The organism is Plantibacter lichenum, assembly GCF_050587525.1.
GTDB lineage: Bacteria > Actinomycetota > Actinomycetes > Actinomycetales > Microbacteriaceae > Plantibacter.
The window spans coordinates 23832-38027 of the sequence record NZ_JBOBFT010000017.1; the positions used below are offsets into that span (position 1 = coordinate 23832).

Annotated in this window: 13 protein-coding genes and 1 pseudogene; 4 read left to right on the top strand and 10 right to left on the bottom strand. The window is 67.4% G+C overall.

The genetic code is table 11. The annotated features are described in order from the left end of the window. Positions 1-42 precede the first annotated feature (42 nt). From ACQ3HB_RS18710 to ACQ3HB_RS18720, 3 genes are read right to left on the bottom strand one after another with little or no spacing between them, the layout of a single operon-like run. Positions 43-1716, bottom strand: coding sequence for an ABC transporter ATP-binding protein (locus ACQ3HB_RS18710; protein ID WP_430922152.1), 1674 nt, complete (start codon positions 1714-1716; stop codon positions 43-45). Next, complete coding sequence (locus ACQ3HB_RS18715; RefSeq protein WP_430922154.1) at positions 1713-2969, bottom strand: adenosylhomocysteinase; 1257 nt, start codon at positions 2967-2969, stop codon at positions 1713-1715. Before ACQ3HB_RS18715 ends, ACQ3HB_RS18710 begins: the two co-directional genes overlap by 4 nt. Further along, entirely contained in the window at positions 2966-3805 is an 840-nt protein-coding gene (locus ACQ3HB_RS18720) for a hypothetical protein (RefSeq protein WP_430922156.1), read from the bottom strand. Before ACQ3HB_RS18720 ends, ACQ3HB_RS18715 begins: the two co-directional genes overlap by 4 nt. 180 nt (positions 3806-3985) lie before the next feature. Here ACQ3HB_RS18720 and ACQ3HB_RS18725 point away from each other — a divergent pair, with 180 nt between their 5' ends. The 3 genes from ACQ3HB_RS18725 (at position 3986) to ACQ3HB_RS18735 (ending at position 8140) form a co-directional block, all read left to right on the top strand. Further along, the gene (locus ACQ3HB_RS18725) at positions 3986-5197 is read left to right on the top strand and encodes an SfnB family sulfur acquisition oxidoreductase (protein WP_430922157.1); all 1212 of its coding nucleotides are present in this window, start codon (positions 3986-3988) and stop codon (positions 5195-5197) included. A 14-nt stretch (positions 5198-5211) separates the two neighbouring features. Then, positions 5212-6600, top strand: a complete 1389-nt coding sequence (locus ACQ3HB_RS18730; RefSeq protein ID WP_430922158.1) for an LLM class flavin-dependent oxidoreductase — start codon at positions 5212-5214, stop codon at positions 6598-6600. An 88-nt stretch (positions 6601-6688) separates the two neighbouring features. Beyond that, on the top strand, positions 6689-8140 hold the full coding sequence (locus ACQ3HB_RS18735) for an APC family permease (protein ID WP_430922160.1): 1452 nt from the start codon (positions 6689-6691) through the stop codon (positions 8138-8140). A gap of 28 nt (positions 8141-8168) precedes the next feature. On the opposite strand, the gene ACQ3HB_RS18740 is transcribed toward ACQ3HB_RS18735, so the two are convergent. Continuing rightward, positions 8169-8681, bottom strand: a complete 513-nt coding sequence (locus ACQ3HB_RS18740) for a GNAT family N-acetyltransferase (RefSeq protein ID WP_430922162.1) — start codon at positions 8679-8681, stop codon at positions 8169-8171. Between the two features lie 90 nt (positions 8682-8771). Continuing rightward, positions 8772-9032 (bottom strand): hypothetical protein, encoded by a 261-nt coding sequence (locus ACQ3HB_RS18745; RefSeq protein WP_430922164.1) that lies wholly within the window; start codon positions 9030-9032, stop codon positions 8772-8774. 270 nt (positions 9033-9302) lie between these two features. Here ACQ3HB_RS18745 and ACQ3HB_RS18750 point away from each other — a divergent pair, with 270 nt between their 5' ends. After that, the gene (locus ACQ3HB_RS18750; protein ID WP_430922166.1) at positions 9303-9911 is read left to right on the top strand and encodes a class I SAM-dependent methyltransferase; all 609 of its coding nucleotides are present in this window, start codon (positions 9303-9305) and stop codon (positions 9909-9911) included. 238 nt (positions 9912-10149) lie between these two features. Here ACQ3HB_RS18750 and dnaB read toward each other — a convergent pair whose 3' ends face one another. From dnaB to rpsF, 5 genes and pseudogenes are all read right to left on the bottom strand, one after another. Further along, the gene (gene dnaB, locus ACQ3HB_RS18755) at positions 10150-11526 is read right to left on the bottom strand and encodes a replicative DNA helicase (RefSeq protein ID WP_430922167.1); all 1377 of its coding nucleotides are present in this window, start codon (positions 11524-11526) and stop codon (positions 10150-10152) included. 643 nt (positions 11527-12169) lie between these two features. Next, positions 12170-12625, bottom strand: a complete 456-nt coding sequence (gene rplI / locus ACQ3HB_RS18760) for a 50S ribosomal protein L9 (RefSeq protein WP_430922169.1) — start codon at positions 12623-12625, stop codon at positions 12170-12172. Between the two features lie 11 nt (positions 12626-12636). Further along, on the bottom strand, positions 12637-12900 hold the full coding sequence (gene rpsR / locus ACQ3HB_RS18765) for a 30S ribosomal protein S18 (protein WP_056010351.1): 264 nt from the start codon (positions 12898-12900) through the stop codon (positions 12637-12639). An 83-nt stretch (positions 12901-12983) separates the two neighbouring features. Further along, entirely contained in the window at positions 12984-13517 is a 534-nt protein-coding gene (locus ACQ3HB_RS18770) for a single-stranded DNA-binding protein (protein WP_430922171.1), read from the bottom strand. 140 nt (positions 13518-13657) lie between these two features. Beyond that, positions 13658-14002, bottom strand: a pseudogene (rpsF, locus tag ACQ3HB_RS18775) (30S ribosomal protein S6); the annotation flags it as partial. Between the last annotated feature and the right edge of the window lie 194 nt (positions 14003-14196).

Below are 14196 nucleotides of genomic sequence, written 5' to 3' on the forward strand. Positions count from 1 at the left end.
TCGGGAGGGGAGTTCTCGGGGTGGATGGTGCGGGTGGGCGGATCAGGGGGCTGGTGTCCCGGCGGTCGAGCCGATGACGCGGGCGAGGTCGAAGATGGAGGGAACGGCATCCCCGGCGCCGACCGTCGAGCGGAGCGCCCGCACGTACTCGGTCTCCCGGAGGAGGTCCTGCCATAGGCCGAGCTCGTGCACGATCTCGGCCGGGGTGCCGTCGCCGGCGATCCGGCCGCCGTCGACGACGACCACGCGGTCCGCGCGTTCGAGGGCCAGGTCGATGTCGTGGGTGATGAAGTAGACGCTGTCGATGCCGTCGACACGCCAGATCGCATCGAGGAAGTGGCTCGACGAGCGCAGGTCCTGACCGGCGGTCGGCTCGTCGAGGATGAGCGTCTTCGGCCCGAGCGTCAGTGCCAGCGCGACGGCGAGGCGCCGCTGCTGCCCGAAGGAGAGGGTGCGGGGCGAGCGTTCCAGGATGCCGGGCAGATCATCGAGTGCCACGGCGGCGAGCGCGGCGAGCGCGGTCGTGAAGGCCTCGTCGGCGGTCTTGCCGAGGTTCTTGGGCCCGAATTCGAGTTCGGCGCGGACGGTGTTGCTGAACAACGCCTGCCCGGGGTTCTGGAACAGGTAGCCGCAGATCGCGACGAGTTCCTTCGCTCCGAGGTCGCTGACCGTCCGGCCGTCGAGGGTGACGGAACCTGCCGTCGCCTCCACGAGGCCGACCGCCGCGCGCAACAAGGTCGACTTTCCGGCTCCGTTGCGGCCGAGCACGGCGACCCGCTCGCCCTTCGAGAGCTCGAGGTCGACGCCGGTCAGGATCCTGGTCTCGCCGTAGCCGAGGTCGGCGCCGCGGAAGGAGAGCCTGGGGTGCTCGTCGGGCGATATCGCGGCGGCTTCCGGCTGCCCAGGCACGGCCCGCTTTTTTGCTCGCGACGCCTGCCGGGTCTGCTCCGGCAGCGTCTCGTGCGTGGCGACGAGGGTGGCGAACGGCAGCTTGATCGTGGTCGGGGATGCGGAGGCGAGGAACCCGTCGAGGTCGCCCTCGAAGGCGACGGCGCCGTCCTCGAGGTAGATCACGCGGTCGGGTTCGAATGCGACGATCTCGTCCACGCGGTGTTCGACGATGATGGCCGCGCCGCCGCCTCGCACGTACTCGTGCACGGCGCTCAGCAGCCGATGGGCGGCGTCTGGGTCGAGGTTGGCGAGCGGCTCGTCCACCACGACCACCCGCGGTTCGAGGATGAGGATGCCGGCGAACGCCACGAGCTGCAGTTGTCCGCCCGAGAGCTCGTGCGTCGCGCTGGACAACAGGTGCTCGATGCCGAGCCGAGCGGCGATGTCCTCCGCCCGCTTGCGGATCTCGTCCGGCGCGACTCCCCGATTTTCCAGTCCGAACGCCAACTCGGCGAGCACGGTCGTCCCCACGACCTGCTTCATCGGATCCTGGAGCAGCGTGCCGACGCTCTCCGAGATCTCCCGGATGCTCAACGCGGTGGTGTCCGCGCCGTCGATGAGCACCGTGCCCGTGACCTCGGCCCGGTACGCCCTGGGGACGAGTCCGTTGATCACGCGGAGCAGCGTGCTCTTGCCGCAGCCGGACGGACCGGCGACGAGCACGATCTCGCCGGGCGCGATGCTCAGGGAGGCGCCCGTCAGGGAGGGCGACTCCGCGTTGCGGTAGGTGACGCCGACGTCGATCAGCTCGATGATCGCGGTCACGATCGGTCCCCTGCCGGCTGCCCCTCGGACAGGAATCGCAGCTGCGCGTCGCTCGCGTCATCGACCCGCGAACCGAAGTGTTCCAGCTTCACGCGAGCGACGCGGTCGTCGACGCTCGGCGGCAGCAGGTGCACCGCACGCGAGAGGGTCGAGCCTTCACGGGCGAGGAAGTCGATCGCAGCCGTCTGCACCCCGAAGGACAGGTCCATGATCTCGATCGGGTTCCCCTCCCCCACCGTGCAGTTGATGCAGCCGCCGTCATCGAGCACGAGGATGCTGCGGCCGTTCGGCAGATCGAATTGCTCCAGGTCCGGCGCGACCGTGCGACGTCGCGCTCCAGCGGCGATGGCGGCATCGATCGCGATCTCCTGTTCGACGCCACCGGACACGGCGACCGCCGCCCCTTCCGGCAGAGCGAGCAGATGCTCGACGTCGATCGTGTGCGCGATCCCCGTGGCCGAGATGAGCAGATCCGCGTGTCGGGCCGCAGTCGCCAACGGTTCGACGGAGTAGCCCGCGAAGGTCGCTTCGAGCGCCTTCACCGGGTCGACCTCCGCGATCGTCACCCGTGCGCCGAGCGCCAGCGCATGACGTGCGACGCCTCGCCCGACGTAGCCGAATCCGGCGACGACCACGCTGCGTCCGCCGAGTGGAGCGCCCAGGACGTCGAGCATCGTGAACAGGGTGGACTGCCCGGTGCCGTAGCCGTTGTCGAAGAGCGTCTTGCACCTGGCATCGTTCGCGGCGAGTACGGGGATCCGGAGGTCACCGGCGCGCTCCATCACGCGCAACGGCCGCAGACCGCTCGTGGTCTCCTCGGTGGCGCCGATCATCGTCTCCAGCACACCGGGCCGCTCGCTGTGCGCGAGGCGTGTCACGGACGAGCCGTCGTCGACGAGGATGTCTGGCCGCAGGTCCAGCAGGTCGAGCGCGAAGCGGCGGTCCGTCGCGGGCGAGGCGTCCTCGCGTGCGAACACGGCGATCCCGGCGTGGTCGAGCGCCGCGGCGGTGTCGTCCCTGGCGCTCGACGCGTGGCACATGACCGCGACGTCGGCGCCCGCCCTCGCGAGTTCGAGGGCCAGATTCGCAGTCTTCGGCTCCAGCACGAGCACGAGTCCGATGCGTGTGCCGCGGACACTGCCGCTCGCCCGCAGGTCATCGGCGATGGCGCGGGTGATCGGCATGAAGCGCGAAGCCCAGTCGATCTTCTCCTGCCCCTCGCGCCACAGCTCGGGACGCGCGATGTCGCTCATCGGCTCGTCTCCTCGGCCAGGGTGCGTTCCGCATCGGCGAACGCGGCCTCGACGTCCCGCTGGCCGGCGGCCCACGAGGACAGGGCTGCGAGGGCGAGGGCCATCGTCAGGTCCGAAGTGGTGTTCGCGAGGGCAGGGTCCGCCTGGTCCGGCTGGTCGAGGAGGAACACCTCCCTGCCGTGCTGGAACCCCTCGATCCCCTCCCGTGCCGGAATGCGATCCCCAGTGGCGAACGCGGTCCGATCGACGGCCGAGCCGACGCGCGCGGCATCGACGATGACGAGCGGGTGGGTCGCACCCGCGCCGATCGAGTCCGCGCCGATCCAGTCCGCACCGATCGAATCCGGGCCGATCACCTCGTGGCCTTCACGGGTGGCGAAGACCACCGCTCCGCTCTCGCCGACGCCAGCCCCCGGAATCCGGTCGACCCTCGTGGATCTGGCCCCGATCACGGCGAGCGCCGACTGCAGGCGCTCCGCGACGGGTCCGTCTCCGACGACGAGCGTCTCGGTGCTCGCCAGCAACAGGTTCGTGCGGCGGGCGAAGTGACGCAAGGCGACCTCGGCCCAGGCCGACGACTCGGCCGCAGCGATCGAGGCCGAGCGAGCAATGGCATCCCGCAGCGGAGCGGTCTCGGCGAGCGGCCCGCCGGTCGCCTCGACGTCGACGCGTGCACCGAGTTGCTCCAGCACGCCGGCCAGGGAGGCACGCAACGCGGGATCTGCCACCGCAACTGTGGCACCGCGCAGCGCACCGGACGCCACTGCTCCTCGGGCGACGCGCTGCGTCACCGGGAAGAAGCGCGCACCGACGGCGGACACCGGTTCACCACTCATTGCGGACACCTTCCAGACTCACCCATGCCAGATCAGCTGGATCGAGTCCAGTGGACCGATTATCACCATTCAAGGCGTTCGACGCTCCTGCATTACCGGTAATTACGTCGGCGGTGACGGTTGTTACCGAACGTTTCATCGCGTGCACGCGCCGGGCCGCGCCCCGCTACCGTTTCAGCCATGACCACTGACCCCGTCGTCGCCATCGCCCCACCCCTCGCGCGCGTGATCGCGTCCGACGCAGAGGCGCGTGCCGTCGCACGTGACTTCGCCGAGTCGGTGCGAGCGTACGCGGCCCAGATCGACGCAGAACGGCGCATTCCGGCCGAGGCGGTGGACGCGTTCAGCGCCACCGGACTCTGGGCGATCACCATCCCTCGCGAGCACGGTGGAGCCGACGTCTCGCAGGCGACGCTCGCCGATGTGATCGCGACGGTCTCCGCGGTCGAACCGTCGCTCGGGCAGATCCCGCAGAACCACTTCTGCCTGGTCGAGGACATCCGGCTGTCCGGCACCCCCGAGCAGCAGGCGTTCTTCTTCGGCCTGGTGCTCGCAGGCGCCCGTTTCGCGAACGCGTTCTCGGAGGCCGGCGGCAAGAACGTCGCCGAGATCGCGACCAAGCTCGTGACCGACGGCGACGAGGTCGTGGTGACCGGCCGGAAGTTCTACTCCACCGGGTCCGCGTACGCGCACTGGATCCCGGTGCTCGCGGTGGACGAGGACGGCCGCGAGCAGCTCGTCTTCACCGAGCACGACAGTCAGGGCCTCACGGTCGTCGACGACTGGTCCGCGTTCGGCCAGCGGGCGACGTCCAGCGGAACCGTCCTGCTCGACGGACTGCGCGTGCCGGCGGATCGTGTCTTCCCGATGCACACGGAGTACGAGAATCCGACGATCGCCGGGCCGTTCGCGCAGCTGACGACGCTCGCGATCGACCTCGGCATCGCGAGGGGTGCGATCCGCGAGACCCACGACGCTGTGCGGGCGGCTCGTCCGTGGATCGACAGCGGCGTGGACTCGGCGAGCAAGGACCAGCTCACCCTGGAACGCCTCGGGCGTCTCGACATCGATCTCGCCGCGGCGGAAGCCCTCACCGAGAAGGCGGCGGAAGCCATCGATGCCGCCAAGCCGGCCGCCGACGAACAGAACGTGGCCGCGGCCTCCATCGCCGTCGCCCGCGCCAAGGTCCTCACGACGGAGCTCGCGCTCGAGGCCTCCACCCGCCTCCTCGAACTGGGCGGCACGCGTTCGACCCTCGGGGCCAAGGCGCTCGACCGGTACTGGCGCAACGCCCGGGTGCACACGCTGCACGACCCGGTTCGCTGGAAGCCCGTCATCATCGGCGACTACGTGCTCAACGGCACGCTGCCGGCCCGGCACTCCTGGATCTGAGCGGCTGCACCGGGATGCCGCAGCAGATCCGCCTCAACGCCTTCACGATGAACTCGGTCGGGCACCTCTCGCCCGGTCTGTGGCGGCACCCGCGCGACGAGTCGCGCCGCTACCTCGACCTCGACTACTGGACCGAGCTGGCGCAGACCCTCGAGCGCGGTCTGATCGACGCCGTCTTCCTCGCCGATGTGCTGGGCGTCTACGGTGGGACTCGCGACGCGGCCCTGCGCGGCGGCGTGCAGGTGCCCGTGAACGACCCGCTCCAGGTCATCCCCGCGATGGCCGCTGCAACCGAACACCTCGGTTTCGGTGTGACCGCGAGCGTCTCGTTCGAGCATCCGTACCCGTTCGCCAGGCGGATGTCGACCCTCGACCACCTCACTCGCGGCCGCATCGGCTGGAACGTCGTGACCAGCTATCTGAACAGCGGCGCCCTCAACCTGGGCGTGAGCGGTCAGGAGGCGCACGACCGCCGTTACGAGATCGCGGAGGAGTACCTCGAGGTCGCGTACAAGCTGTGGGAGCGCAGCTGGGATGACGACGCGGTGATCGCGGATGCCGAGAGCGGCGTGTACGCGCATCCGGACCGCGTGCACCCCATCGAGCACGTCGGCGAATTCTTCCGCGTGCCGGGCATCCACCTGAGCGAACCGAGCCCGCAGCGCACGCCGTTCCTGTTCCAGGCCGGCGCATCGCCGCGCGGCGTCCTGTTCGCGGCGAGGCACGCCGAGAACGTCTTCGTCGCCGCGCCGTCGAAGCGTGTGCTCGCCGCCCAGGTCGCCGCGCTTCGCGATGCGGTCGGCGAAGCAGGGCGCGACCAGGATGCGGTCGCGGTGATCAACCAGCAGACGGTCATCGTGGCGGAGACGGATGCGGAGGCGCAGCGGCGCCTCGACGAGTACCTGGCCGTCGCCTCCACGGAGGGCGCGCTGACGCTCATGTCCGGCTGGACCGGCATCGACTTCTCCCGGCTCGACCCGGATGCCGTGCTGCGGGACCAGGATTCCAACGCCATCCAGTCCGTCGTTCGCGCCTTCACCGCCGCCGACCCCGAGCGGAAGTGGACGGTGCGGGAGATCGCCGAGTACGCCCGCATCGGCGGCGACGGTCCCGTCATCGCCGGCTCGGCTGAGACCGTTGCCGACCGCCTGGAGGAATGGGTCGACGAGACCGGGGTCAGCGGCTTCAACCTCGCGGCGGCCGCCGTGCCGGAGACGTTCGAGAGCGTCGTCGACCTGCTCGTGCCGGAGCTCCAGCGCCGCGGCAGGTACCAGACGGCGTACCGTCCTGGCACGCTCCGGGAGAAGCTCGGCGCGGACGGTCCGCGGATCGATGCCGCCCACCCGGCGGCCGCCGTGACGCTCGATGGGGTGGGCGAACCGCTCGCAGGCAACATTCGGTAATCAGGCGCGACAGCGGGAGGTCTGCGGCGCTACATTCCGTCCAGCCCGATTCACTTCCCGCATCACCTCCCCGAACCGCGAGGACCCCATGGCCATCGACGACCAGACCGCGACATCCGCCCGCCTGGGTACGCCAGCCGCTCCGGCAACCTCCCGCCTCCGAGGCAATCTCGGCGTCGCCTCCATCGTCTTCATGGTGGTCGCGGCGGCTTCGCCCCTCGGCGTCATCGGCGGGCCGGTGCCGCTCGGCATCGCGGTCGGCAACGGTGCGGGCTTCCCGGCGACCTTCATCATCGCGACCGTCGTCCTGCTGCTCTTCGCGGTCGGCTTCACCACGATGACCCCGCACGTGAAGTCCGCCGGCGCGTTCTACTCGTACGTCGACCGCAGCCTCGGCCGCAGCGCCGGGCTCGGCACGGGCTTCGCCGCCCTGCTGTCCTACCTGACGCTCGAGGCCGCCGTCTTCGGGCTCATCGGCCCCGGCATCGACTCGCTCCTCGGCTCGTACGGGGTGCCGAGCGTGCCGTGGTGGATCTACGCGTTCGTCGCCTTCGCCGTCGTCGTGTTCCTCGGGTATCGCAACATCGCGCTCTCCGGACGGGTGCTCGCCGTGCTCCTCATCGCCGAGGTGGCGATCGTCCTCGTGCTGGACGCGGTCATCGTGTTCAGCGGAGGCGGTCCGGAGGGGCTCTCGACCGGCATCGTCACACCGTCCGCGATCCTCTCGGGTGCGCCCGGCATCGGCATCCTCTTCGCGATCCTGAGCTTCATCGGTTTCGAGGCGACCGCGGTGTTCCGCGACGAGGCGCGCGACCCCGATCTCACCATCCCGCGCGCGACGTACCTCTCGCTCGTGCTGATCGGCGTGTTCTACGCGTTCTCGAGCTGGGCGCTGATCAGCGCGGTCGGCGATTCGAAGGTGGTGAAGGCGGCGACGGACAACGGTGGCACGCTGCTCTCCGATGTCACGCAGCGGTACTTGGGCACGGTCGGCGAGCACATCATCCAGGTGTTGTTCGTCACGAGCCTGTTCGCGTGCATCCTCTCGTTCCACAACATCGTGTCGCGGTACGTGTTCACGCTCTCGGCGCGCGCCGCCCTCCCGCAGCGGCTGGGGCACGCGCACGGGCGCTTCGGGTCACCGCACCGGGCATCCATCGCCGCCGGCGGAGTGGTGGGCGTGCTGCTGATCGTCGGAGCCGCGACCGGCCTCGATCCGATCAACCAGTACTACACCTGGCTCGCCGGGTTCTCGTCGGTCGGCGTGGTGCTCCTGCTCGGCATCACGAGCGTTGCCGTACTCGTCTTCTTCGCTCGCAACCGCGCCGCGGCATCGCTCTGGCGGCGGGCCATCGCGCCCGCCCTCGGCCTGCTCGGGCTCGTCGTCTTCCTGGTGCTCATCCTCCAGAACCTGCCGACGCTCGTCGGAGGCAGCGTGCCGCTCGCCGTGGGGATCGTGGCGCTCCTGCTCGTCGCGTTCGCGCTCGGGCCCGTCGTCGCGAAGCTGCGGGCGAATGCTGGGCGTCACTCGGAGGAGTAGGGGGTTCTCCCCTGCCACAGAGGCGCGACTACAGCCGCTTGTGCATCACATGGATGCCAACCAGTCCGTGCACGGGGTGATCGAACGCCTCGGGGACGGTGGCGAGCACCTGGAAGCCCAGCGACTTCCACAGCGCGACGGCCGCGGTGTTCGTCTCGACCACGGAGTTGAATTGCATGCTCCGGTAGCCCGCAGCTCGCGCCCACTCGACCGCATGCGTGGCCAATGCTCGCCCGACCCCTCGGCCGGCCATTGCCGGATTGACCATGAACGAGCCGTTGGCAACGTGGGAGCCGCGACCCGCCTGATTCGGGATCACTTTCGCCGTCCCGAGGATCTGCGCTCCGTCGACCGCGACGAACGTCGCGCCGGGGCGTTGCTGCATCCACAATGCGCGCGCCGCATCTGACGTCAGCGGTTCGGGGAAGGCGTAGGTCTCTCCGGCCTCTGCGATGACCGAGAAGAACGGCCAGATCGCCGACCAGTCTTCATCGGTTGCTTCGCGGATGGTGATCCCGTTTGGCGCGGCCGCGGACGTCATCGGATATGCCTCGTTTCGGTGGTGGGTTTCCGAGACTTTCGGGCGACCATCCGCACCGACGGGGAGTCTGAGCGTTCGTGCACATCCACTTCAGCGGGACGCTCTCATCACCTCATACCGCCACACGAATCCGGCGCCAGAAGCAAGACCAACGACCCCGCCGAGCACAATGAGCACTCCGGCGCGACTCTGGATCGCCGCGAGGTCCGCGATACCGGAGTGTGTGGTGCTGTAGGGCAGGTCGTCTGCAACCTGGCCTGCCCAGAAGCTCTGGATGGCTCCGAGCGCGAGCAAGGCTCCGGCTGTGGCACCGAGAATGATTGCGACAGTCAGGAGTGCTCTCGTGTTCACCGTCGCACCTCGGTCTCGGCAGTCTCGCCCTAGAACTTCTTGAATACCAGAAACAATACGTCCTTGCGGGGAAATCCTCTGACGTAGATCATCGAGGTCGGTACGGTCGGCAGGACCGTCGAATCGACAGGAACGCGCTTGTTCGCAGGTGGCCGGGCAAGAGCGCTCATGATGACGTGCGTTGACCATCTCCATGCGTCAACCAAACGTCCCGGTGAGGGATCGGATTCCAGGCGCGCACGTCACTCACTGGGATCTAGACTCGGTCGCGTGGTCAACGAGGTCAGTGGTGCAGCGTACTCGCGCAGGGCTGCGGAGTACATCGAACACTTGGGGTCGATGGCGGCCGTGCACCCTGTGGATCGCCAACTGGTGCTCACCTGGGCAAGTCAGATCGACGGTGAGATCATCGACGCTGGATGTGGTCCAGGTCATTGGACGAGCTTCCTCGTCGAGCAGGGGCATGATGCCCGGGGCGTTGATCAGGTGCCGGAGTTCGTCACGCATGCGACGCGAACGCATCCCGGCGTGGATTTCACCCTTGGAAGCCTCGACGCGCTTGACGCCAGTACCAGATCAGTTGCAGGAGTCCTCTCGTGGTTCTCGCTGATTCACCATGAGCCCGAAACGGTGCGGGTTCCTCTGCGAGAGTTCAGCCGGGTACTCAACCCCGGAGGCACGCTGCTTGTTGGGTTCTTCGAGGGTTCCGCCGTTGAGAAATTCGCGCACGCGGTCACGCCGGCCTATCGGTGGTCGGTGGACGATTTTGGTGCTGAACTTAGCGCGGCCGGATTCGAGGTGGTCGAATCCCACATCCGGAGAATCGCAGGTCAGAGGCCCGTGGCGGCGATTGTCGCCCGCCTCCGAAAAACACAGTGAACGAAGTACAGTCTGGGCGAGTTCGCTGATCCTCGCGAGGAGACGGTCGATCTGTTCCACGGTGCCGAGCTCACGTATGCGAATCTCTCGGTCGGTCCACTCGTCCTTGCCTGCACTCCTACGCTTTGTCCATCCCTAGGGGTCGTGCCAGTAAGCAAACCTGCCGGACACAAGCCTCGCCCCGAACGGAAAGCGACACTTGAGATTGCAAAGCAACACTCGACGAAGAGCTGCCGAACTACATCCCCGGCGCCATGTCCGCGAAGCGCGAGAAGTGGCCGTGGAAGCCGACGGTGATGGTGCGGGTTGGGCCGTTGCGGTGCTTGGCGATGATGAGGTCGGCCTCGCCGGCTCGCGGGCTGTCCTTCTCGTAGGCGGACTCACGGTGCAGGAGCACCACCATGTCGGCGTCCTGCTCGATCGAGCCGGATTCACGGAGGTCAGAAAGGGCCGGCATCTTGTCGGCACGCTGCTCTGCACCACGGTTCAGCTGCGACAGGGCGATGACGGGGACCTGGAGCTCCTTCGCCATGAGCTTCAGTGCACGCGAGAACTCCGAGACCTCCTGCTGACGGCTCTCGACACGCTTGCCGGAGGTCAGGAGCTGCAGGTAGTCGATGACGACCATCTTGAGGCCGACCTTCTGCTTGAGTCGACGGCATTTCGCTCGGATCTCGACGAGCGTCATGTTGGGGCTGTCGTCGATGTAGAGCGGGGCGTCGTTGATGCGGCCACGGACCTGCGCGATCGTGGTCCAGTCGCGCGAGTCGACCGTTCCCTTGCGCATGCTCTGCAGCGGCACGGACGCCTCGGCACTCATGAGACGCATGGCGATCTCGCTGCGACCCATTTCGAGAGAGAAGAAGATCGACGGGTGGCCGTAATGGACCGATGCCGCACGGGCGAAGTCGAGTGCGAGCGTCGACTTTCCGATGGCGGGTCGGGCCGCGACGATGATGAGCTGGCCCGGGTGCAGGCCGTTCGTGAGCTCGTCGAGCTCCTTGAAGCCCGTTGGCACACCCGTCATGGAGCCATCGGTGTGCTTCGCCGCCTCGATCTCGTCGATGGCGGCACTCACGGCCTCGGTCAGGGGGACGTAGTCCTCGACCTCCTGGGTGCCGGACACGGCGTAGATCTCCGCCTGAGCCGTGTTGACGAGCTCCACAGCCTCGCCCTCGGCCGCGTACCCCATCTGGACGATGCGGGTGCCGGCCTCGACGAGACGACGCAGCAGAGCGCGTTCTGAGACGATCCTGGCGTAGTAGCCGGCGTTGGCCGCCGTGGGCACGAGGCTCGTGAGCGTGTGGAGGTAGTCGGCGCCGCCGGCACGGGACAGCTCGCCCGTCTTGACGAGCTCGTCAGTGACGGTGATGACGTCCGTGGGCTCACCGTGCGAGTACAGCGTCAGCAGGGCGTCGTAGATGACCTCGTGCTTGGGGATGTAGAAGTCGACGCCGCGGAGGATCTCGACGACGTCCGCAACGGCGTCCTTGCTGAGGAGCATGCCGCCGAGGGCGCTCTGTTCGGCCAGCAGATCGTGGGGCGGTGTGCGCTCCGAGCTCCGTGGTTCATCGTACGAACGTGAGTCCGTCCCACCCAGATGAGCGATCGACAACGCAACTTCCTCTCGCGACTGCACGGCACGGTGGGGGTCTCCCGGTGTGCGTGACTGATGGCTGCATGATTGCAGCACCCCCCGACACGGATGCCGGACTGACCGTTTCGGCCCGCCACGCGCGAGTCCGGCAACGGGTGCGCCGGGCCGCTCGAGAGGCCGATGACTCACCCTAAGAGCACGAATCCGATGTGACAACTCGGCCTGTGGATAACTATGTGCACAACTTGGGCGAAACTCCACAGATCGTGTGCACAACCTGTGGGAAACCCTGTGGAGAGAAAAGTAATTTGGCCTTGGAATCGCCGCCTGATCAGGCTTTCCGTAGTACACAGGCGATGTGTACAAATCAGTTCCCGAACAGGGGTGATCGATGTGGATATCCACCCTCACCTGTGCACAACTGTCCTTGACGCGGAGGGCGCAACGGGTGTAAACCTGCTCCATCACTCCCGTGTCGACGCCGACCCAGCTCCCCCGCAGGGCCGTGCAAACGCGCCAGGAAACGCTTGTGCCCGAACCTCGCGGTTCCCGGGACGCCCAGCAAAAGCGCCCGGGTGAAACACAGATGGCGGTGAGCCGAAGCCCACCGCCATCTGTTGTGTCCGGCCAGTCGCCTCGAGGGCGACCGACGTGGACGGAACTATTTCTTTGCAGCGACCACCTGAAGGGTGATCGTCGCGACGATCTCGTCACGGAGGCTGATCGTGGCCTCGTGCTCGCCGACGTACTTGATCGGCGTTGCGATCTCGATCTTGCGCTTGTCGACCTCACCGAGGCCGGCAGCTGCAACCGCGTCAGCGATGTCAGCGGGCTTGATCGAACCGAAGAGACGGCCTTCGCCACCGGTCTTGACCGTGAGCTTGACCTTCGTCGCCTGGAGGCGAGCCTTCAGGTCCTGTGCCTCTTCGATCGTGGCGTGCTCGCGCGCTGCGCGGGCTGCCTTGATCTGCTCGACCTGCTTCTCGCCGCCACGGGTCCACGCCGTAGCGAAGCCCTGCGGGACGAGGTAGTTGCGCGCGTAGCCGTTCTTGACGTCAACGACATCGCCAGCGGAGCCGAGGCCGGAGACCTCGTGCGTCAGAATCACTTTCGACATGTGCGTGCCTCCTAGCGGCCAGAGCCGGCGTATGGCAGCAGAGCCATCTCACGCGCGTTCTTCACTGCGCGTGCGATGAGTCGCTGCTCCTGGACGTTGACTCCGGTGATGCGACGAGCGCGGATCTTGCCTCGCTCGGAGATGAACTTGCGAAGGGTGGCGACATCCTTGTAATCGATGACACCAACCCGGATCGCCTTCGCGGGGGCGACGTTCTTGCCGCCCTTAGCACCGCGGGCGGGCTTGCGGCGGTCGCCGCTCGACTTTCCAGCCATGGTTGTTCCTTTGCGTATGAAGTGTGGTGATCAGGCGGGACGGTCCACGATGTCGTGGACCGGCCCACCCGATCGAATCCTGTTTAGAAGGGGGTCTCGTCGCCGTAGCTGCCCGGAGTGTTCCAGGCATCTGCGCCGCCGGCGGGGCCGGAGGAGGCGGGAGCGCTCTGAGCCCAGGGCTCGTCCTGCTGCACGGCGGGGGCTCCCCCACCGCGGCCTCCGAAGTTGCCTCCGCCGTTGCCGCCGCCCGAAGACGGTGCACGGCTGATGGTTGCGGTTGCGTACCGGAGCGAAGGGCCGATCTCGTCGACTTCGAGTTCCATCGAAGTACGCTTCTCGCCTTCCTTCGTCTCGTAGGAACGCTGCTTGAGACGCCCGGTCGCGATGACGCGGCTCCCCTTGGTGAGCGAACCGGCGACGTGCTCGGCGAATTCACGCCAGACGCTCGCACGCAGGAACAGCGCTTCGCCATCCTTCCATTCGTTCGCCGCACGATCGAAGTTGCGCGGCGTGGAAGCGATGGTGAAGTTGGCAACCGCCAGCCCGTTCTGCGTGAAACGCAGCTCGGGATCGCTGGTCAGGTTGCCCACCACGGTGATGACGGTCTCGCCAGCCATGAGCTCTAGGCTTCCGTGGACTCGGCTGCGGGAGCAGCGTCGGCGACGGGCGCCTCGGCAGCAGGTGCAGCTTCGGCAGCGGGCTTGGCCTCGGCGGCAGGCGCCTCAGCAGCAGCAGCGGGCTTGGCTTCGACCTTGGGAGCCTTCGAGGGGGCAGCAGCCTTGCGGGCGGCCTTCTCTTCGACACGCTTGGTCTCGACGGCAACCTGAGCGATGGCCTCTTCCGCACGCAGCACCTTGGTGCGCATGACGGCTTCGGACAGCTTCAGCTGACGGTCGAGCTCCTGCGTTGCAGCACTCGTGGCGGTGAAGTCGACGACGGCGTAGATGCCCTCGGTCTTCTTGTTGATCTCGTAGGCCAGACGACGACGGCCCCAGATGTCAACCTTGTCGATGGTTCCACCATCGTTGCGGATGACATTGAGGAACTTGTCGAGGCTCGGTGCAACCGTGCGCTCGTCAATTTCCGGGTCGAGGATAACCATAAGTTCGTACTGATGCGTCACTAACCCACCTCCTTCGGACTCGAACGGCCACAGACTTTCTGTGACAGGAGGGTGTAATAGCATCGTTGCGATCGGGCGTGGACAGATTGAACCCACCCGGGCAACCTTCACAGCGTACCGGACTGGGCGCTCATGCGCCACCAGGGCCCTGGTCGGAGGGCGATTGCGGCGAT

Coding starts and splice junctions, on each gene's coding strand:
- ACQ3HB_RS18715 (WP_430922154.1), bottom strand. CDS start 2,969: ATGAGCGACATCGCGCGTCCCGAGCTGTGGCGCGAGGGGCAGGAGAAG.
- ACQ3HB_RS18720 (WP_430922156.1), bottom strand. CDS start 3,805: ATGAGTGGTGAACCGGTGTCCGCCGTCGGTGCGCGCTTCTTCCCGGTG.
- ACQ3HB_RS18725 (WP_430922157.1), top strand. CDS start 3,986: ATGACCACTGACCCCGTCGTCGCCATCGCCCCACCCCTCGCGCGCGTG.
- ACQ3HB_RS18730 (WP_430922158.1), top strand. CDS start 5,212: ATGCCGCAGCAGATCCGCCTCAACGCCTTCACGATGAACTCGGTCGGG.
- ACQ3HB_RS18735 (WP_430922160.1), top strand. CDS start 6,689: ATGGCCATCGACGACCAGACCGCGACATCCGCCCGCCTGGGTACGCCA.
- ACQ3HB_RS18740 (WP_430922162.1), bottom strand. CDS start 8,681: ATGACGTCCGCGGCCGCGCCAAACGGGATCACCATCCGCGAAGCAACC.
- rplI (WP_430922169.1), bottom strand. CDS start 12,625: ATGTCGAAAGTGATTCTGACGCACGAGGTCTCCGGCCTCGGCTCCGCT.
- rpsR (WP_056010351.1), bottom strand. CDS start 12,900: ATGGCTGGAAAGTCGAGCGGCGACCGCCGCAAGCCCGCCCGCGGTGCT.
- ACQ3HB_RS18770 (WP_430922171.1), bottom strand. CDS start 13,517: ATGGCTGGCGAGACCGTCATCACCGTGGTGGGCAACCTGACCAGCGAT.